This is a genomic window from Herbidospora sakaeratensis (genome assembly GCF_001570525.1).
GTDB classification, from domain to species: domain Bacteria; phylum Actinomycetota; class Actinomycetes; order Streptosporangiales; family Streptosporangiaceae; genus Herbidospora; species Herbidospora sakaeratensis.
Map to the genome: position 1 here is coordinate 51,293 of NZ_BBXC01000015.1, position 18,123 is coordinate 69,415.

15 protein-coding genes are annotated in these 18,123 nt (G+C 72.4%); 10 read left to right on the forward strand and 5 right to left on the reverse strand.

Translation table 11 applies throughout. From position 1 onward, the window contains the following. Window positions 1-51 precede the first annotated feature (51 nt). The 3 genes from AW271_RS24460 to AW271_RS24470 all read left to right on the forward strand — a co-directional run bounded on the left by AW271_RS24460 (window position 52) and on the right by AW271_RS24470 (window position 3,660). Window positions 52-957, forward strand: a complete 906-nt coding sequence (locus AW271_RS24460) for a terpene synthase family protein (protein ID WP_062339934.1) — start codon at window positions 52-54, stop codon at window positions 955-957. A gap of 76 nt (window positions 958-1,033) precedes the next feature. Continuing rightward, a complete protein-coding gene (locus AW271_RS24465) occupies window positions 1,034-1,762 on the forward strand; it encodes an expansin EXLX1 family cellulose-binding protein (protein WP_062339935.1) in 729 nt (242 codons plus the stop codon). Between the two features lie 32 nt (window positions 1,763-1,794). Next, on the forward strand, window positions 1,795-3,660 hold the full coding sequence (locus tag AW271_RS24470; protein WP_157554596.1) for a histidine kinase: 1,866 nt from the start codon (window positions 1,795-1,797) through the stop codon (window positions 3,658-3,660). A gap of 82 nt (window positions 3,661-3,742) precedes the next feature. On the opposite strand, the gene AW271_RS24475 is transcribed toward AW271_RS24470, so the two are convergent. Further along, window positions 3,743-4,708: a DUF5937 family protein gene (locus tag AW271_RS24475; RefSeq protein ID WP_062339937.1), complete on the reverse strand. Its 966-nt coding sequence runs from the start codon at window positions 4,706-4,708 to the stop codon at window positions 3,743-3,745. A 97-nt stretch (window positions 4,709-4,805) separates the two neighbouring features. Here AW271_RS24475 and AW271_RS24480 point away from each other — a divergent pair, with 97 nt between their 5' ends. Genes AW271_RS24480 through AW271_RS24495 form a run of 4 tightly spaced genes read left to right on the forward strand, consistent with a single transcriptional unit; the run spans window position 4,806 to window position 11,318 of the window. Then, on the forward strand, window positions 4,806-6,026 hold the full coding sequence (locus AW271_RS24480) for an MDR family MFS transporter (RefSeq protein WP_062339938.1): 1,221 nt from the start codon (window positions 4,806-4,808) through the stop codon (window positions 6,024-6,026). A 22-nt stretch (window positions 6,027-6,048) separates the two neighbouring features. Further along, window positions 6,049-8,046 carry a sensor histidine kinase gene (locus AW271_RS24485; protein ID WP_062339939.1) on the forward strand — a complete coding sequence of 666 codons (1,998 nt, stop codon included), beginning with the start codon at window positions 6,049-6,051 and terminating at the stop codon, window positions 8,044-8,046. A gap of 24 nt (window positions 8,047-8,070) precedes the next feature. Then, a complete protein-coding gene (locus AW271_RS24490; RefSeq protein WP_062339940.1) occupies window positions 8,071-9,513 on the forward strand; it encodes a BTAD domain-containing putative transcriptional regulator in 1,443 nt (480 codons plus the stop codon). A gap of 56 nt (window positions 9,514-9,569) precedes the next feature. Further along, a complete protein-coding gene (locus AW271_RS24495) occupies window positions 9,570-11,318 on the forward strand; it encodes an NAD+ synthase (RefSeq protein WP_062339941.1) in 1,749 nt (582 codons plus the stop codon). Here the strand turns inward: AW271_RS24495 and AW271_RS24500 are convergent. After that, entirely contained in the window at window positions 11,313-11,513 is a 201-nt protein-coding gene (locus tag AW271_RS24500) for a 2TM domain-containing protein (RefSeq protein ID WP_218008170.1), read from the reverse strand. The two genes, AW271_RS24495 and AW271_RS24500, sit on opposite strands and share 6 nt — an antisense overlap. A gap of 124 nt (window positions 11,514-11,637) precedes the next feature. Here AW271_RS24500 and AW271_RS24505 point away from each other — a divergent pair, with 124 nt between their 5' ends. From AW271_RS24505 to AW271_RS24510, 3 genes are all read left to right on the forward strand, one after another. Continuing rightward, window positions 11,638-12,429 carry an alpha/beta fold hydrolase gene (locus AW271_RS24505; RefSeq protein WP_062339943.1) on the forward strand — a complete coding sequence of 264 codons (792 nt, stop codon included), beginning with the start codon at window positions 11,638-11,640 and terminating at the stop codon, window positions 12,427-12,429. Between the two features lie 446 nt (window positions 12,430-12,875). Next, on the forward strand, window positions 12,876-13,019 hold the full coding sequence (locus AW271_RS40110) for a hypothetical protein (RefSeq protein WP_157554599.1): 144 nt from the start codon (window positions 12,876-12,878) through the stop codon (window positions 13,017-13,019). A gap of 171 nt (window positions 13,020-13,190) precedes the next feature. Continuing rightward, window positions 13,191-14,567 carry a glycoside hydrolase family 43 protein gene (locus tag AW271_RS24510; RefSeq protein WP_062339944.1) on the forward strand — a complete coding sequence of 459 codons (1,377 nt, stop codon included), beginning with the start codon at window positions 13,191-13,193 and terminating at the stop codon, window positions 14,565-14,567. Here the strand turns inward: AW271_RS24510 and AW271_RS24515 are convergent. The 3 genes from AW271_RS24515 to AW271_RS24525 all read right to left on the reverse strand — a co-directional run bounded on the left by AW271_RS24515 (window position 14,537) and on the right by AW271_RS24525 (window position 17,953). Beyond that, window positions 14,537-15,160 (reverse strand): TetR/AcrR family transcriptional regulator, encoded by a 624-nt coding sequence (locus AW271_RS24515; RefSeq protein WP_062339945.1) that lies wholly within the window; start codon window positions 15,158-15,160, stop codon window positions 14,537-14,539. The genes AW271_RS24510 and AW271_RS24515 overlap by 31 nt on opposite strands. 9 nt (window positions 15,161-15,169) lie before the next feature. Next, window positions 15,170-16,726, reverse strand: a complete 1,557-nt coding sequence (locus AW271_RS24520; RefSeq protein WP_062339946.1) for a DHA2 family efflux MFS transporter permease subunit — start codon at window positions 16,724-16,726, stop codon at window positions 15,170-15,172. 90 nt (window positions 16,727-16,816) lie between these two features. Further along, complete coding sequence (locus AW271_RS24525; protein WP_245653180.1) at window positions 16,817-17,953, reverse strand: MFS transporter; 1,137 nt, start codon at window positions 17,951-17,953, stop codon at window positions 16,817-16,819. Window positions 17,954-18,123: the final 170 nt, after the last annotated feature.

Sequence of the window (18,123 nt, forward strand, 5' to 3'; positions counted from 1 at the left end):
CCCGTCGCGCCTCAGGGACAACCGGTGAATGCTCACCTACCGTGTCATCTTATGACCCCTGAGCTGCGCATACCTTCGGTTGAGGCCGTTCTGGCCCCGCTCGCGTACGGCCTCCCGCCGGTCCTCGGAGAGCCCGTCGAGTGCGACACGCGCGCACTGGGGGCCTGGGCCGGGCTGTACGGGTTGTCGATCTCCCCCCGGCCGCAACGCCTGGCCGCGCGGGTGCTGCCGGGCAACGAGCTGCTGGCCCGCTGGATCACCTGGCAGCTGGCCTACGACGACTGGTGCGACGAGGGCAGCGGCAGCCGCGACACCACCGTGCTCGACCAGATGCAGGGCCGGCTGCGCGACGCCGCCCGGACCGGCCGGGCGACCGACGAGCCGCTGGTGGCGGCGTTCGCCGACCTGTGGCGGGTGACCGCGCCCGACATGAGCCCGGCCTGGGAGCAGCGGTTCACCGCGCGGATGGAGGCGCAGGCGCAGGCGTGCCGGATGCAGGCGGTGAACCGGTCGATCGGGCGGGTGCCGTCGGCCGGGGAGTACCCGTCGCTGCGGCGGGACGTGTTCGCCGGCCCCGGCGCCGAGATCGTCGAGGGCTGCCTGCGGATCGAGGTGCCCGGACGGCTGCACGGCACGCCGCCCTGGCGCACGCTCGTGGAGGCCGTGGTCGACGTGACCGCCTGGTGCAACGACGTGGCCTCGCTCGGCAAGGAGCGCGGCGACCCGCACAATTACCTGCGGGTGGCGGCCTCGCGGATCGGGGTGCCCGCCCCGGCCGAGTGGGTGGCCGACCGGATCGCGGAACGCGCCGAAGATTTGACCGACGCGGCCAAGGCGCTGCCCGAGGCGTACGCGGAGCTCGGGGTGCCCGATGAGGTCGAGAAGGTGGCCGCGGCGCTGTTCGGCGCGCCCCGGGCCTATCTCGAATGGCTGCTGGAGTCCCCGCGCTACCAGTGAAGATCTACGTAACGTAATCACCGCGTGTCTCTATGTATCCGGCATGAGGCATGCGCGACGCCGTAAGAGGCGCGGGGTGGTGTTCGCCGTGGCCGCGCTGGTGGCGGCGGCGGTGTTCGTCCAGCTGACCGGGCCGGCCTGCGCCTCGCCCGACCGGCGGGGACGGGCCTACTTCTACGAGACAGCCGCGCCGGGCAACTGTTCGCTGCCCCGCACGGCCATGCTGGTGGCGTCGGTGTCGACGGCCGAGTACGCCGGGTCGGCCGCCTGCGGCGGCTATCTCGACGTGACGGGACCGACGGGCACGGTCCGGGTGCTGGTGGTCGACCGCTGCCCGGCCTGCGGCCCCGGCGACCTCGACCTGTCGGCGGAGGCGTTCGTGAGCATCGCCGACCGCGACGCGGGCAGCGCGGCCATCGCCTACCGGGAGGTGCGCGACCCCGAACCGGCCCGGCGGCTGGCGTTCCGGGTCAAGCCGGGCTCCACCGTCCACTGGGCGGCGCTGCAGGTGCTCGACCACGGCAACCGGCTGGCGCACGTGCGGGTGCGCAGCGGCCCCCACTGGCGCGACCTGCGCCGGGGGGCCGACAACTACTGGGTGTTCCCGGATGAGCCGGGGCCGGGGCCGTACACGATGCGGGTCTCCGACGTGTACGGCGGGGAGGCCACCGTCACCGGTGTGCGGCTGCGGCCGGGCGCGACGCAGCGTTTCTCCCAGCGGCTCTACGGCACGCCCCCGCCGAGGGTCCGGACCATCACCACCCCGTCTGACAAACCGTCACCTGAAATGCCGGACATCTGCTGAACTTTCGCTGTCCGGGCCCCGTCTCAGAAGCCGTGGAAGAGACCCGGCCGCGGTGGATGCGGCTGCCCGACCGGGCGGCCCGGATGTCCGCGGCGGGCGTCGCGGGCGCGGCGATCCTCCTGGTCGTCGCCGACCTGGCGATCGGCGAGCGGCTGCCCCGGCCCGCCGACGGGCCGCTGCCGGTCTCCCCGCAGGACGTGATGGGGCTGGCCTTCCCGGTGTTCGGGGCGCTGCTGGTGCAGCGGCGGCCGAAGCTGGTGATCGGCTGGCTGCTGGCGCTGGGCGGGCTCGGCGCGGCGGCCAGCGCCGCCGCGGCCAGCCTGGCCCTGCTGGCCCATGCGCACGCGCTGGCGGGGCCGCTCGGCGTGTTCTCCCACGGGGTCTGGAACCTGACCACCTACGCCCTCGGCGTGCTGCTGCCGATGCTCTACCCGACCGGGGCGCTGCTGTCGAAGGCGTGGTGCTGGCCGGGCGGCTTCGCGGCCGTCGTGCTGGCCGCCGAATGGATCGTGCCGGGCACCGGAGTGCTGCCGCCCCTCATCACGCTGGCGCTGGTGCTGGCGTTCTCGTCGCTGGTGATCAGGTTCCGGCGGGCCGAGGGCGACGAGCGGCGGCAGATCCTCTGGCCGCTGCTGGCCATCGCCTGCCTGAGCGTGCCGTGGATCATCGGCGGGTCGGTCTGGTGGATCACCGCGATCACGATCCCGCTGATCCCGGCCGCGATCACGCTCGCCGTGCTGCGCTACCGGCTGTTCGGCATCGACACGCTGATCACCCGCGCGCTGGTCGGCGCCGGGATGGTCACCGTGTTCGCCTCCGCCTACGTGCTGGCGGGCACCGCCTCCAGCCTGTTCGTGGCCGAGGTCGACCGCTACTTCGGCCTCGCCGTGGCGCTCGGGGCCGGGGTGTTCTTCCACCCGATGAAGCGGGCGCTGCACCGGCTGGCCGACCGGGCCCTCTACGGCACCCGGGGCGACCCGGTCAGCCTCGCCGCCGACCTGCGCCGCCGGCTCCAGCAGAGCGACCCCGTCCACGGCCTGCTGGCCACCCTGGAGACGATCAGAGAGGGCCTGGCGGTGACCGGCGCGGCCCTCGACCTCGACGGCGCCCGCACCCAGTGGGGCGAGCTGCCCGTGGTGGCCCGCCGGGTCGACCTCGTGTGGCACGGCGAGCCCGTCGGCACGCTGCTCATCGGGCCGCCCGGCCGCCGCCGGTTCCCCGCCGCCCACGACGAGCGGGTGATCGCGGGGCTGACCCCGTACATCGCCGACGCCGCCCACACCATGCGGCTGACCACGGCGCTGCGCCGGTCGCGGGAGCGCATCCTGACCGCCCGCGAGGAGGAACGCCGCCGCCTGCGCCGCGACCTGCACGACGGCCTCGGCCAGACCCTCAGCGCGATGGCGATGCGCATCACGATGGCCCGCATGAGCCTCGAAGGCAGCCCGGAGACCGCCGACACCCTGCTCGCCGACCTGCGCTGCGGCATGGACGCCGTCTCCGGCGACATCCGCGAGCTCGTCCACGGCCTGCGCCCGCCCGCCCTCGACGAGCTCGGCCTGGCCGGCGCGATCAAGGAGCTCGGCCCCGACGAGCTGGTCGTCGACGGCGACCTGACCGGCCTCCCGGCGGCGGTCGAGGTCGCCGTCTACCGCATCGCCCAGGAGGCCCTCACCAACGTCCGCCGCCACGCCGCCGCGACCCGCTCCACCATCAGCCTCAGCCGCGGATCAGACCTGGTCGTGGAGGTCCGCGACGACGGCGCCGGCCTGCCCGAGGGCGCCCGCCCCGGCGTGGGCCTGGCCTCGATGCGCGAACGCGCCGCCGAACTGGGCGGCGCCTGCGAGGTGCGCGGTTCGGCCGAGGGCACCACGGTCACCGCCCGGTTCCCGCTCTGAAAGCGTCTCTTCCGTTACGGCTCCGCCCACTCCGGCGCCGACCGCCGTCCCGGCGGGCCGCCGCATCCGGCGCCCCGCCCCGCTACCGTCCGCCCGCCAACGCGTCGCCGATGGCCGTGCGCTGGTAGAGGACCTCGCGCCCCAGCCGCTGCCGCGACACCAGCCCGCCGTCCGACAACACCGTCAGGTGCTGCGAGACCGCGCCGGGGGTCAGCTCCATCACCCGGGCCAGCCCCGACGTCGACGCGGGCAGCTCCAGCGCCGTCAGGATGCGCGCCCGCGTCCGACCGATCAGGGCCGACAACGCGCCGGGCACCTCGTCGGGCCCGCGCTGCCACAGGTTGCCCATGCCCCGGGCCGGATAGACGAGCATCGGCCGGTAGGGGGCGTGCATGACCGACACCCGGTCGAGCGGCTGGAACACGCTGGGCAGCAGCACCAGCCCCGCGCCGCCCAGCTCGCCCCAGTGGATGCAGCCCTTGTCGGCGATCAGCCGGTCGCCGTGCCAGCTCACCGAGGGGTGCAGGCCGGCGAACAGGTCGCGCACCCCGCCCTCGGCCAGCCGCCGCGACCGGTAGAGCACGTCGGCCTCCAGGATGCCGCGCACCTTCGGCCAGAACTCCTCGAACACCAGCGTCCAGTACGACTCCAGCGCGTCGCCCACCCACGCGAGCGCCCCGGCGGGGTCGCGGTCGAAGCGGGCGGCCATCCCGGCGCTCCGGGGCGCCGACCGGGCGACCTCGGCCCGCGCGACCCCGGGCTCGGTGGCCCGGACCCGGGCGAGCTCGGCGGCGAAGTCGGGCTGGTGGATGTCGGGCGTGGGGGTGAGGAAGTCGGGCACGTACCCGGCGGCCGGCACCAGGCCGGTCAGCTCGCCGAGCCCGAGGGCGCCGAGCCGGTCGCGCACCGCCCGCAACCAGGGCGCCTGCGCGGTGTGCAGCGCGGCCCCCTGGACGGCCCGGAGGCTGGCGATCACCTCCCACATGGGCGAGAAGGCGAACCGCGACCGCGCCACGTCACCGGGCGTGAACAACCACTCCACGGCCATCCGCACCGACCCCCGTTGGTTTACGCATTTCAGACCATGTTTTAGCAGAGGCTAAAACGTTCGCGCCGTCCGGTGCCCGGTCACGACGCTGGTCCCCATGGCCGCACCCCCCGTCACCCGCTCCCCGTTCCGTCAGTTCGTGCACTCCCGCGTCGGCGGGCTGCCCCGAGAGTTCTGGGTGCTGTTCTCCGGCACCGCCGTCAACAAACTGGGCGCGATGGCGCAGCCGTTCATGGGGATCTACCTGACCCAGTCGCGCGGCGTCTCGGTCGCCACGACCGGGTTCGTCCTGATGTTGTGGGGGTGCGGGTCGCTGCTGTCGCAGCCGGTGGCGGGCTTCCTGGCCGACCGGATCGGGCGGCGGGCCACGCTGACGGGCGGCATGGTGGCCACCGCCGCGACCATGATCTTCCTCGGCTACGCCCACGACCTGACCGCCATCGCGGTCGGCATGTTCGTGCTGGGGATGGTCGTGGACACGTACCGGCCGGCCTCCCAGGCGATGCTGGCCGACCTGATCTCGCCGGAGGACCGGCCGAGGGCCTACGGCCTGCTCTTCTGGGCGATCAACCTGGGCTTCTCGATCGCCATGGTGGCCGGGGGACGGCTCGCGGCCGGCGGCTTCCTGCTGCTGTTCTGGATCGACGCGGCGGGCTGCCTGATCTTCGGCTTCCTGGTCTGGCGGCTGATCCCGGAGACCCGGCCACCGGCCGCCGAGCGGCTCCCCGGCGGCTACCGCGACGTGCTGCGCGACCGGACCATGGTCGCGTTCGTGCTGATGAACCTGGCCTACACGTGCACCTATCTCCAGGCGTTCCAGACGCTGGCCATCGCGATGACCCAGCGGGGGCTGCCGCCCGAGGCGTTCGGCACCGCCATCGCGCTCAACGGCGCGCTGATCATCCTGGTGCAGCCGATCACCACGGCCTGGCTGACCCGGTTCTCGCCGAGCCTGGTGCTGGCGTCGGGCTTCGCCGTGGTGGGCGCGGGCTTCGCGCTCCAGGCGTTCGCCACCACGACCCTCCAGTACGCCCTGGCCGTCGCCGTCTGGACGTGCGGCGAGATCCTCACCGCCGGCATGCCCCTGGCGATCACCTCGGCGCTGGCCCCGCCGCACCTGCGCGGCCGGTACAACGGCCTTTACGGCCTTTCGTGGTCGGTCGGCGCGGCGGTCACCCCCGTGCTCGGCACCCGGCTGCTGGAGGTCGGGCACGAGGCGCTCTGGCTGACCACGGGCGCGCTGGGCCTGGTGGCCGCGGCCGGGCAACTACTGCTCGCGCCCTCGATCCGTAATAGGACCAGGACACAACAGTCATAATTCGGCAATACCCTGGCCCGAAATGGGAGACAGAGGTTCGGGTCCGGCACTGGTGATCGCGGCCGTCGTCGGCGTGGTCTCCGCCGCCGCCGTGGGCGCCGCGCTGGCGATCCAGTTCGGGCTGCCGCCGCAGTTCCGGGTCGCCTTCGAGCCGACGCCCGACTACACGGCGGGGGTGATGTTCCCCGCCCTCGGGGCCTACATCGCGGCCCGGCGGCCCCGGCTGCCGATCGGCTGGCTGATGATCGCCGGCGGCGTGTTCGAGGCGGTCAGCGTGCTGACCTCGGCGCTGATGGTGCAGGCCGAGCACGTCGGAGACCTCGAGACGGCGGCCCTGCACCGCATCGTGGGCGTCGCCACCTGGTCGCTGGGCGGCGGGTTCCTGGCCATCCTGGTGCCGCTGTTCGGCATCGGCGGACGGCGGCCGTCGAAGGGCTGGAGCGTCTTCGGCGTCGTCGCCGCGGTGGTCATCGCGGTCCAGACGGCGCTGCGCGTCGGCCGTCCGGCCCCGCCCGTCCCGACCCGGGGCATGTCGGCGGTCATCCCCAACCCGCTCGACTTCGGCATCCCGCGCGAGATCTGGTTGCCGGTCACCGACACCCTGTGGCTGGTCGAGCAGGGCTGCATCCTGCTGGCGCTGGTCTCGATGGTGGTCCGGCTGCGCGGCGCCGACGCCGAGACCCGGCGGGCCGTCGCCTGGCCGGCGCTGACCTTCGCCGTCTACGCCGTCCTGGTGGTGACCGGCGACCCGGCCTTCCACGCCTTCCTCGTGGGCTGGGTCGCGCTGATCCCCGTCTCGATCGCCTTCTCGGTGCTGCGGCACGGCCTGTTCGGCATCGACGACGTGCTCAGCCGGACCGTGGTCGTGGCCGGGACGGTGGCCGGGGTCAGCGCCGTCTACTTCGCCACCGGGGCCGTCTTCAGCCTCATGGCCGCCGAGTGGGACATCCTGGCGGGCCTGGCCGCCGCCCTGTTCGCGGGCGCCTTCTACCAGCCGCTGCGCCGCCTGATCCAGCGCGGCATGGACCGGCTGCTCTACGGCCCGGTCGGCGACCCGCGCTTACTGACCGCGCGGCTCGTCGACGAGGTGCGCAACGCCGACCCGTCGGAGGCGCTGGCCGCGGTGGTCGACGTGGTCCGCGACGGCCTGGCGGTCGGCGGGGCCGCCGTCGAGGTCGTCAACGGCCTCCACGTCACCTCGGGCCAGGTCGGGGCCGCACCACGGGAGCTCGCCCTGGTCTGGCACGGCGAACCCGTCGGCCGTCTGCTCCTGGGCCCGCCCGAGGGCGGCCGGTTCGGCGCCGCCCACGACGAACGGGTGGTCGCCACCCTGCTCCCCTACGTCGCCGACGTCGCCCACGCCGTCCGGATGGCCAGTGACCTGCAACGCTCCCGGGAGCGCATCCTGGCGGCCCGAGAGGAGGAGCGCCGGCGGCTGCGCCGCGACCTGCACGACGGGCTCGGCCAGACGCTCGGCGCGATGGCCATGACGCTCAACATGGCCCGCCTCACCATCAAGGGCTCCCCCGCCACGGCCGACCACCTGCTGCGCGACCTGCGCTCGGGCATGGACGCGGTGGCCGGCGACATCCGCGAGCTCGTCTACGGCCTGCGCCCGCCCGCCCTCGACGACCTCGGCCTGGTGGAGGCGATCCGCACGCTGGCCGCCGAGACCCTCGGCGCCGAGACGATGGTCCACGTGGCCTCCGACGGCCCGATGGACGACCTGCCGGCGGCGGCCGAGGTGGCGGCGTACCGGATCGCGCAGGAGGCGCTCACGAACGTGCGGCGGCACGCCCACGCCAGGCGGGTGTCGATCGCGCTGACGCGGCAGGACGACCTGCTGACGGTCCGGGTCGCCGACGACGGGATCGGGCTGCCCGAGGTGCGCCGGGCGGGGGTCGGCACCTCGTCGATGCGCGAGCGGGCGGCCGAGCTCGGCGGCTCGTGCGCGATCACCGCGCCCGACACGGGGGGCACGGTCGTGACCGCCCGGTTGCCGTTGACCGGCGCCATGTGACGTTGCTCTACGCTTACCACCACCATGGTGATACTTCGGGCCCTGGGGCCGTTCCAGGCCGTTTCCGACGGACGGCCGCTCGACCTGGGAGGTCAGCGGCAGCAGGCCGTTCTGGCCCGCCTTCTGGTGGCGGGCGGGCGGGCGATTCCCGTCACCACCCTGATCGACGAGTTGTGGCCGGGGCGTCCGCCCGCGCAGGCGCTCTCGACGATCCAGGGCTACGTGTCCCGCCTGCGGCGGGCGCTGGAGCCGGGCCGCGCGCCGCGTGAGGAGGCCGGGGTGCTGGTGTCGGCCCCGCCCGGCTACGCGTTGCGGGCCGGTGTCGAGGACGTCGACGTCTGGCACTTCGAGCACCTCGTGAAACGCGACGACGGCGCCGACCTGGCGGCCACGCTGACCCGGCTCGACACCGCGCTCGGGTTGTGGCGCGGCCCCGCGCTGGCCGAGTTCGGCGACCTGGCCTGGGCCCAGACCGAGGCGCAGCGGCTCGACGACCTGCGGCTGATCGCGGTCGAGCGGCGCGCCGACGCGGCCGTCCGGCTGGGCCGCAGCGCCGCGCTCATCCCCGACCTGGAGGCGCACGCCTCCGCCCACCCGCTGCGCGAGGAGGCGTGGCGGCTGCTCGCCCTGGCCCTCTACCGGGCCGGCCGCCAGGCCGACGCGCTCGGCGCGCTGCGCCGGGCCCGCGACGTGCTGCGCGACGACCTCGGGCTCGACCTGGGCCCCGCGCTCCAGCGGCTGGAGCAGGACATCCTCGGGCAGGCCGCCCATCTCGACGGCCCCGCCGCCCCGCCCGTGGCGGTCGCCGCCCCGCGCCCGGCCGAGGTGCTGCGGGTGGTCGTGGCCGACGACCAGGCCCTGGTGCGCACCGGGCTGAAGGTCGTCCTCGACAGCGAGCCCGGCCTCGAACTGGTGGCCGTGGCCGAGAACGGCGAGCAGGCGATCCAGCAGGTCCACCTGACCCGCCCCGACGTCGTGCTGATGGACATCCAGATGCCGCGCCTCGACGGCCTCGCGGCGGCCCGGCGCATCCTGGCCGAGACTGACCCGCCGAAGGTGATCATGATGACCACCTTCGGCACCGACGACAACCTCTACTCGGCGCTGCGCGCCGGGGTCAGCGGCTTCGTGCTGAAGACCTCGGCCCCCGAGCAGCTCATCGCCGCGATCCGGGCCGCCGTGGCGGGCGACGCGCTGATCGACCCGGCCGTGACGACCCACCTGATCGCCGCCTTCGCGGGCCGCCACAACCCGGCCGCGCCGGGCGGGCTGAGCGACACCGAGGTCGACCTGGTCCGGCTGATCGCGCGCGGCTTCACCAACCGCCAGATCGCGGTCACCCTGGCCGTCGAGGAGGCGGAGGTCGCCGCCGAGGTGACCGGCCTGCTCAAACGCCTCGATCTGATCGACCGGGCCCAGCTCGTGGTGCTCGCCTACGAGTCGGGGCTGGTCAGCCCGGGAACGTGACACGGGTGCTTATCGTCACATTGATGAAAACAAAGCGCTCCCCGTAGGCTGGTCCCGTGGCCCAACTCCGCATCGCACTCGCCCAGACCAACCCCGTCGTCGGCGACCTCGCCGGGAACGCCGACCGGCTCGTCGAATGGACCGGCAAGGCCCACGCGGGCGGCGCCCACCTGGTGCTCTTCACCGAGATGTTCCTGACCGGCTACCCGGTCGAAGACCTGGTGCTGCGCGCCTCCTTCGTCGACGCGTCGATCGCGACCCTGGAGAGCTGCGCCCGCCGCCTGGCCGACGCCGGTTACGGCGACCTCCCGGTCGTCGTCGGCTACGTCGACCGCGCCGACCGGGTGGCCCGGGTGGGCCAGCCCAAGGGCGCCCCCCTCGACGCCGCCGCCGTCCTCTTCCAGGGCCGCGTGGTCGCCCGCACGGCCAAGCACCACCTGCCGAACTACGGCGTCTTCGACGAATACCGCTACTTCGTGCGCGGCGACCGGCTGCCCGTCTTCCGCCTCCACGGCGTCGACGTGGCCGTCGCGATCTGCGAGGACCTGTGGCAGGAGGGCGGCCCGGTGTCGGTGGCCGGCGCGGCCGGGGCGGGCCTGCTGGTGGTGCCGAACGCCTCGCCGTACGAGCGCGAGAAGGACGACGTGCGCCGCGACCTGTGCGCCCGCCGCGCCCGCGAGGCGGGCTGCGCCCTGGCCTACGCCAACCAGGTCGGCGGCCAGGACGAACTGGTCTTCGACGGCGACTCCCTCGTGGTCGGCGCCGACGGCGCGCTGATCGCCCGCGCGGCCCAGTTCACCGAGGAACTCCTCTTCGCCGACCTCGACCTGCCGCTCGGCTCGGGCGACCCCGGCGAGTCGGTGTACGACGCCGGCGACGGCACCACGATCACGGTCGACCGGGTGGTCCTGTCGGAGGAGCCGGTGGCCTTCGCGCCGCAGGAGCCGGTGATCGCCGAGCGCCTCGACGACGCCGCCGAGGTCTACGGCGCGCTCGTGCTCGGCGTGCGCGACTACGTCGAGAAGAACGGCTTCCGCTCGGTCATCCTGGGCCTGTCGGGCGGCATCGACTCGGCCCTGACCGCCACCATCGCCGCCGACGCCATCGGCGCCGACCGCGTCCACGTGGTGCTGATGCCCTCGCGCTACAGCTCCGACCACTCGATCGCCGACGCCGAGGAACTGGTGCGCCGCCAGGGCCTGCACTCCCGGGTGCTGCCCATCGCCGACACCGTCGCCGCCTTCGAGAAGGAGGTCGAGCTGACGGGCCTGGCGGCCGAGAACCTCCAGGCCCGGGTCCGCGGCATGTTCCTCATGTCACTGTCGAACCAGCACGGCCACCTGGTCCTGACCACGGGCAACAAGAGCGAACTGGCAGCCGGCTACTCGACCCTCTACGGCGACTCGGCGGGCGGCTTCGCGCCGATCAAGGACGTGCCCAAGACCCTGGTCTGGGAGTTGTCCCGGTGGCGCAACACCCAGTCCGACCCGCCCCCGATCCCGGAGAACTCGATCACCAAGGAGCCCAGCGCCGAACTGCGGCCCGACCAGCGCGACACCGACTCCCTGCCGCCCTACGAGGTGCTCGACCGGCTGCTCGACGACTACGTCGAGAAGGACATGGGCCGCGACGCGCTGATCGCGGCGGGCCACGACCCGGAGCTGGTGCTGCGCATCATCCGGCTGGTCGACTTCGCCGAGTACAAGCGGCGGCAGTACCCGCCGGGCCCCAAGATCAGCCCGAAGAACTTCGGCCGCGACCGCCGCCTGCCGATCACCAGCAAGTGGCGCGAGATGCCGTCATAGCGACTTCGCCCTGGGCGGTGACACCACCGCCCAGTAATGGAAGCCGAGCCCGATGCCCCAGAACACGATCGACCACATGGGCCAGAAGAAGTGGTCGGAGTCGTAGAGCCGCCAGACGATGACCTGGGCGAGGTTCGACAACACGTAGAACAGCAGGTGGAGCCGCAGGCCCCATTTCCGGCCGCTTTCGCTCATGGCGCTTTTCATACCGGCACGCTAGGTCGGCGGAGTTGACGGCCAGTGAATCGCGCGTCCAGTGGCCGTCAAGTGCGTCCGCCGTTCAATGGGTGGCGAAATCCCCCGTTGAAAGGTGCATTCGATGATGACTCGCCGAGCGATATTGGCCGGATCCGCTATCGTGGCGGCCGGCGCCATGGTGGGAGCGGCCGAGGCGCAGGCCCGGCCGCGGCCCAGGCCCAAGCCCACGGTGGTGCTCGTGCACGGCGCGTTCGCCGACGCCTCCGGCTGGAACGACGTGGCCGCCAAGCTGATCCGCGACGGCTATCCGGTCATCGCGCCGGCCAACCCGCTGCGATCGGTGTCGTCCGACGCCGCCTACCTGGCCAGTGTGCTCGCCACGATCGGCGGCCCGATCGTGGTGGCGGCGCACTCCTACGGCGGCATCGTCGCCACCAACGCCGCCGAGGGCAACCCGAACGTGAAGGCGCTGGTGTACGTCGCCGCGTTCGCCCCCGACAAGGACGAGTCCCTGATCGATCTGCAGAGCAGGTTCCCGGGCACCCGGCTTGACGAGTCGGCGCTGGACATCCGCCCCTACGGGGAGCAGCTCCTCGACGCGTACATCAAGAAGGAGGTCTTCCACGACGTCTTCGCCGGCGACCTGCCCCGGTCGGCCACGAGCCTGATGCAGGCGAGCCAGCGCCCCGCCGACCTGCGCGCCCTCGGGGAGAAGTCGGGCGCCCCGGCCTGGCGGACCATCCCCTCCTACTATCTGGTCGCCAAGAACGACCAGGTGCTGCCCGCCGCCACGCAGCGGTTCATGGCGCAGCGGGCCGGGTCGCAGATCCGCGAGGTCGCCTCCTCGCACGTCGCGATGATCTCCCAGCCGTCCGCGACGGCCGACCTCATCCGGCGCGCCGCCGACCGCTGACGCGAAGGGGCCAGGGTCGGGCCCCGGCCCGCGCGGCGGAAGGTCCGGGGTGAACAGATCCCCTGGTCGCGGCCACACTGACGGCATGCGCCGACCCTTGTCACGCGCGGCCGTGGCCGTCGTCGCCACGGCGGCCTCCTGCCGGCCGGTCCCGCCTCGGCGGGGGTGTGGCGGCTCACCGACGGGTTCGAGCCGTCGACGAACCCGGAGTCCCGGTGGTCGTTCACCGAGGAGGGCGGCCCGAGTACACCAGTTCGACGGTCACGCCGCGCCCCGGGAGCGGCCTGGCCCGGATCGAGGCGTACTCGGGCGGGGACCGGTGCGCGATCGGGCGCACCATCCGGCTCTCGCCGGTGACCGCCCACCCGGGGGCGCCCCGGCCGCGTCTGGACGGACCTGTGGGGTGAGTTCGCCCAGTTCAACCTTGAGGTGATCGACCCGACTGGGTGCACGGCCGGGAGCAGCGGGCGGTGAGCTGGACGGCCCGCCTCGTCGACGTCGTGCTGCGGCTGACCGTCGTGCAGCGTCAGGAATACCGGCGCTCAGCGCTGGTCGACCTCGACGACGTCGTGCCGCTGTGCGCGTACTGACGTGTAACTTTCACGGGCCACCCGACCGGCCGGGCTGTCCACCCGGCCGATCTCGCCGCCGCCCCGGCGGCGCGTTGACGCCGGATCCGGCGGGCGGATACTCGCCGGTACACCCCCAGGGGACCCCGGCCGCGAATGTTAGCGATAACACTCGCCAGAAAGGACGCTCCCGTGTCCCTCAGCCGCAGGCAGTTCGGCAAGACCGCCCTCACCACGGCCGCCCTGGCCACCACCGGCGTGGCCGCCTTCCCGCGCGCCGCGTGGGCGGCCAACACCGCCTACGTCTTCGCCTACTTCACCGAGACCCCCAACCAGTCGGCCTCGAACTACGGCCTGCACCTGGCCGTCAGCCGCGACGGCCTCAACTGGTCGCCCCTCAACCAGAACAACCCCGTCGTCACCCCCACCGCCGGCGAGCAGGGGCTGCGCGACCCGCAGGTCTACCGCAAGCTCGACGGCACCTTCGTGGTGATCGCCACCGACCTCAAGGGCACCAACTTCAGCTCGGTCAGCCAGTATCTGCACGCCTGGGACTCGGTCAACCTGACCGGCTTCACCAACTACCGCCGCCTGCGCATGCACACCACCGGCGGCCACACCTGGGCCCCGACCGTCTTCCGCGACAACTCACGCGGCCAGTACGGCATCGTCTACTCGTTCAACACCGGCGGACGCGACGTCTTCGCGGTCAACTACACCAGTGACTTCCAGACGGTCGGCGCGCAGCAGACGTTCTTCAGCCCGAGCTTCAACGTGCTCGACGGCGACATCGTCGTCGACGGCTCGACGACGTACCTCTACTACAAGAACCTCAACGACGGGCTGCTCTACGGCGCGCGCTCGTCGACCGGGCAGCCGAACAGCTTCACGACCTACACGAGCGGCCTGCGCCAGGGCAACTCCATCGAGGCCCCGCTGCTGCTGAAGACCAACGAGGGCGGCTGGCGGCTCTGGGGCGACTCCTTCAGCCCGGTCAACAACGACTACTACCTGTGGACGTCGTCGAACATCGGCGGCAACTCCTGGGCCGTCGCCGGCCAGCGCGACTACACCCCGCCGCTGAACTCCAAGCACGGCTCGATCGCCGGCATCACCGACGCGGAATACAACGCGCTGGTCTCCCGGTGGGGGCTGCCGAACTGGGTGCGGCTCAAGTCGTACAACTTCCCCGACCGCTTCGTCCGGCACGCCAACCTGGTCGGGCGCATCGACGCCTACCCGTTCGACCCGCACCAGGACCAGCTGTGGCGCATGGTGGCCGGGCTGGCCGACTCGGCGGGGGTGTCGTTCGAGTCGGTGAACCGGCCCGGCAGCTACCTGCGCCACTGGGACTACGCGATGAGGCTCGACCCCAACGACGGCTCGGCCGTCTTCCGGGCCGACGCCACCTTCTATCGGGTGGCCGGGCTGGCCGACGGCAACTGGTCGTCGTTCCGGTCGTACAACTTCCCGACGCGGTACCTGCGGCACTACGACTACCTGCTGCGCGTCGACCCGATCAGCACGGCGACCGAGCGTCAGGACGCCACCTTCCGGGTGACGTCGTAGCGGAAGCCGCGCAGCGCCTCGTCGACCAGCCGCGCGGGGAGGTCGTCGGGCACCGGGTAGCCCGGGCCCGACATCTTCGTGTGGAAGAGCATCGCCCCGACCAGCATCGACATCGCCACCTCGACGTCGAGGTCGGGGCGCAGCTCGCCGGCGGCCACGCCGCGCCGCAGGACCTGCCGGAAGGCCTCGCGGCGCGGCTCGATGACGAGTTCGCGGAACCGGCGGTAGAGGTCGGGGAACCGGTCGGCCTCGTTGAGCGCGATGTTGGTGATGCAGCGGTTCCGCAGCTCGCTCGACTCCGACCGCATGACCTCGAGGTAGCCGATCAGGTCGGCCCGCACGTCGGCGCCGCCCGGCTCCGGCATGGGCAGCCGGAGCGTGGCCAGCGAATCGACCACCAGGTCTTCCTTGTTCGCCCAGCGCCGGTAGATCGTCGTCTTGCCGACCCCGGCGCGGTTGGCGACCGCCTCGATCGACAACTCGGACACCGTGACGCCCTCGCCGATCATGTCGAGGGTGGCGTCGACGATCGCCTTCTCGGCGCGCTCACTGCGGGGACGCCCCCGCCCCGCGGATTCCTGAATGGTCGTCATGGCAGTCTTCTATCCTACGGCGCTTTCGGCCTTCACAAGGTCCGGGACGACCGTGGGCGCCGACTTACCGGGCATCCAGCGGGCCACCACGAAGACGCCGATCAGGGTCATCAGCGCGGCCCCGCCCGACGCCCAGTGGACGCCCGTGACGAACGCCTCGTTGGCGGCGTGCAGCAGCGAGGTCCCCTGCGGGCCGAGGGCCGAGGCGACCCCCGCCGCGCCGGCGATCGACTCCTGGGCCACGTGGCCCACGTCGCCGGGGAGCGCGGCGGCCACGCCCTCCATGTCGTTGCGGTAGCTGGCCGACAGGATCGCGCCCAGCACCGCGATGCCGAGGCACGAGCCGACCTGGCGGAACACGTTGCTCATCGAGGAGCCGACGCCGGCCTTCTCACGCGGCAGCGCGTTCATGATCGCCGTGGTGGCGGGCGGCAGGATGTTGGCCATCGCCCCGCCCTGGACGAAGCCCAGCACGAGCAGGATCCAGATGGGGGTGTCGACGCCGACGAAGACGTACGCGCCCAGCACCAGCGTGATCACGCTCATCGCGACGGTGCCGACGAGCTTGGCGCCGTACCGCTCGACCATGGCCGCGCTGCGCGGGGAGAACAGCAGCTGCCCGGCCGCGAAGGGCAACACGAGCGCGCCCGACTGGAGCGGGGAGTAGCCGCGCACGATCTGCCAGTAGAAGGCCATGAAGAACATCACGCCGATGGCCGAGAAGAAGGTCAGGCCGACGGTGGTGATGGCGGTGGAGAACGCCGGGTTGCGGAAGTGGCGGACGTCGAAGGCCGGGTGGTCGGTGCGGTACTCGTACCAGACGAACCCCGCGAGGATCGCCACGCCGACCGCGACCGGCACGATGACGGTCACGTCAGCGACGGTGCCGAGGTCGCTGATCCGGACGATGCCGTACACGAGCGAGATCAGGCCGAGGATCGACAGGACCACGCCGATCGGGTCGAGCTTCGCCTTGTGCGGGTCCTTCGAGTCGGGCACCAGGATCGCGTTGAGGACCAGCCCGATCAGCACGATCGGCACGTTGACCAGGAAGACCGAACCCCACCAGAAGTGCTCCAGGAGCAGACCGCCGGTGATGGGGCCGATCGCGACGGCGATGCCGACCCCGGCCGCCCAGATGCCGATGGCCCGGCCGCGCTCGTGGAAGGGGAAGACGTTGGAGATGATCGCCAGCGTGGCCGGCATGATCGCCGCGCCCCCGATGCCCATCAGGGCCCTGGCGGCGATCAGCTGGTTGGGGTCCTGCGCGTACCCGCTGGCCACCGAGGCCAGCAGGAAGACGACCATGCCCGCCATCAGCATGCGCTTGCGGCCGAGCCGGTCGCCCAGCACGCCGAAGGTGAACAACAGGCCGGCGAACGCCAGGGTGTAGGAGTTCATGGCCCATTCGAGTTCGCTCTGGGTGGCGCCCAGTCCGTGAACGGGATCGGCGATCGTCTTGATCGCCACGTTCAGGATCGTCTGGTCGAGCACCACCGCGAGCAGCGAGAACACCATCACGCCGAGGATCTGCCAGCGGCGCGGGTGTCCCGAGTGTGCATCCACGGATGCCCCCGATAACTTTCGATACGATGTCGTTTCGTATCGAAAGGTACACCCGGCGAATAACGATACGCAACGGTCTCGTTTCGAAAACTAGGCGGGCACCTTAACGACTTCCCGCGGCGCGAGCCGCCAGAACGGCACCGCGACCAGCACCAGCGCCAGCCCGATCGCCCCCGCCCCGGTGAACGCCCAGTTCGGGCCCCACGTGTCGATGATCACACCGGCGACCGGACCGGCGGAGGAGACGCCGATGGTGAGGAACGTCCCGTGCAGGCCCATCGATTCCCCGCGCGCGGCGGCGGGCACCGACTTGTTGACGTAGTCGACCGTCGTCGACAACGACGGCGCGCACAGCAGCCCGCCGGGGATCAGCGCCGGGATCAGCCACCACCAGCCGCCTCCGACGAACCCGACCGGGATGGTCAGCGCGCACAACCCGCCGATCATGACCAGCGGCGAGAACCCGCGCGGCAGCACCCCGTACACGAACCCCCCGACCAGCGACGCGAAGCACCACAGGCCGATGACCAGCCCGATCCAGGCGGCGTCGCCGGCCTTCTCCAGGGTGGCCACGATGGCCAGGTCGGTCGCCGTCAGCACGAACGTCAGCGCCGAGGTCACCCCGAAGATCGTCAGCACCCGCGTGTTCAGCCAGCGCCGCGTCGGCACCTTCTGGTGGGGCCCCTCGGCCAGTTCCTCGGCCGACCGGGTCGGCGGGTTCAGGAGGAAGAGCCCCAGCCCCGCCAGCGCGAACCCGATGCCGACGGATCGCATGGCCACCGTGCTCGACAACGTGCTCACCGCCGCCGCGCCGACCGCCGGCCCGATCATGTACGACAACTCGACGGCCATCGAGTCGAGCGCGAACCCCGTCCGGTGCTGCTCCTTGGGCACCATCGCGGCCACGCACTGCCGGATCAGCCCGAAGACCGGCAACATCAGCAGCCCGCCCACGAAGGCCGCCCCCACCAGCGCCTCATAGGGCAACGAGGGCGCCACCAGCCAGAACACCAGCTGCACCGCCGACGTCACCGCCACCACAGCCCGCGCCCCGCGCCGGTCGACCACCCGCCCGAGCAGCGGCGACCCCACCGCTATGCCGACGGTCGACGCCGTGCCCGCGATGCCCGCCTGCGCCCACGAGAGCCCCAGGGTCTGCACGACGTGCAGCGTGATCGTCAGCCCGGTCGCCGTCGCCGGGATGCGCGTCAGCAGCCCCAGAGCCACCAGAGAGGGAATGCCCGGGAGCCTGAAGAGCCTCCGGTAAGGTTCAATCGCCGTTTTCATTACTTACAACCTCCGCACGGCATTGTGCCAAGCGGACGGCTTCTGACAGAACCGGATTACGGGTAGTGGGCGGGGTGTTCTATCCCGAAGTCGCATGCGATGATGCGACT

Bases quoted from the DNA above. Each gene is read 5' to 3' on its own strand.
- AW271_RS24500 (WP_218008170.1), bottom strand. From the start codon at position 11,513: ATGAGCGAAAGCGGCCGGAAATGGGGCCTGCGGCTCCACCTGCTGTTC.
- AW271_RS24485 (WP_062339939.1), top strand. From the start codon at position 6,049: ATGGGAGACAGAGGTTCGGGTCCGGCACTGGTGATCGCGGCCGTCGTC.
- AW271_RS24515 (WP_062339945.1), bottom strand. From the start codon at position 15,160: ATGACGACCATTCAGGAATCCGCGGGGCGGGGGCGTCCCCGCAGTGAG.
- AW271_RS24505 (WP_062339943.1), top strand. From the start codon at position 11,638: ATGATGACTCGCCGAGCGATATTGGCCGGATCCGCTATCGTGGCGGCC.
- AW271_RS24460 (WP_062339934.1), top strand. From the start codon at position 52: ATGACCCCTGAGCTGCGCATACCTTCGGTTGAGGCCGTTCTGGCCCCG.
- AW271_RS24480 (WP_062339938.1), top strand. From the start codon at position 4,806: ATGGCCGCACCCCCCGTCACCCGCTCCCCGTTCCGTCAGTTCGTGCAC.
- AW271_RS24490 (WP_062339940.1), top strand. From the start codon at position 8,071: ATGGTGATACTTCGGGCCCTGGGGCCGTTCCAGGCCGTTTCCGACGGA.
- AW271_RS24475 (WP_062339937.1), bottom strand. From the start codon at position 4,708: ATGGCCGTGGAGTGGTTGTTCACGCCCGGTGACGTGGCGCGGTCGCGG.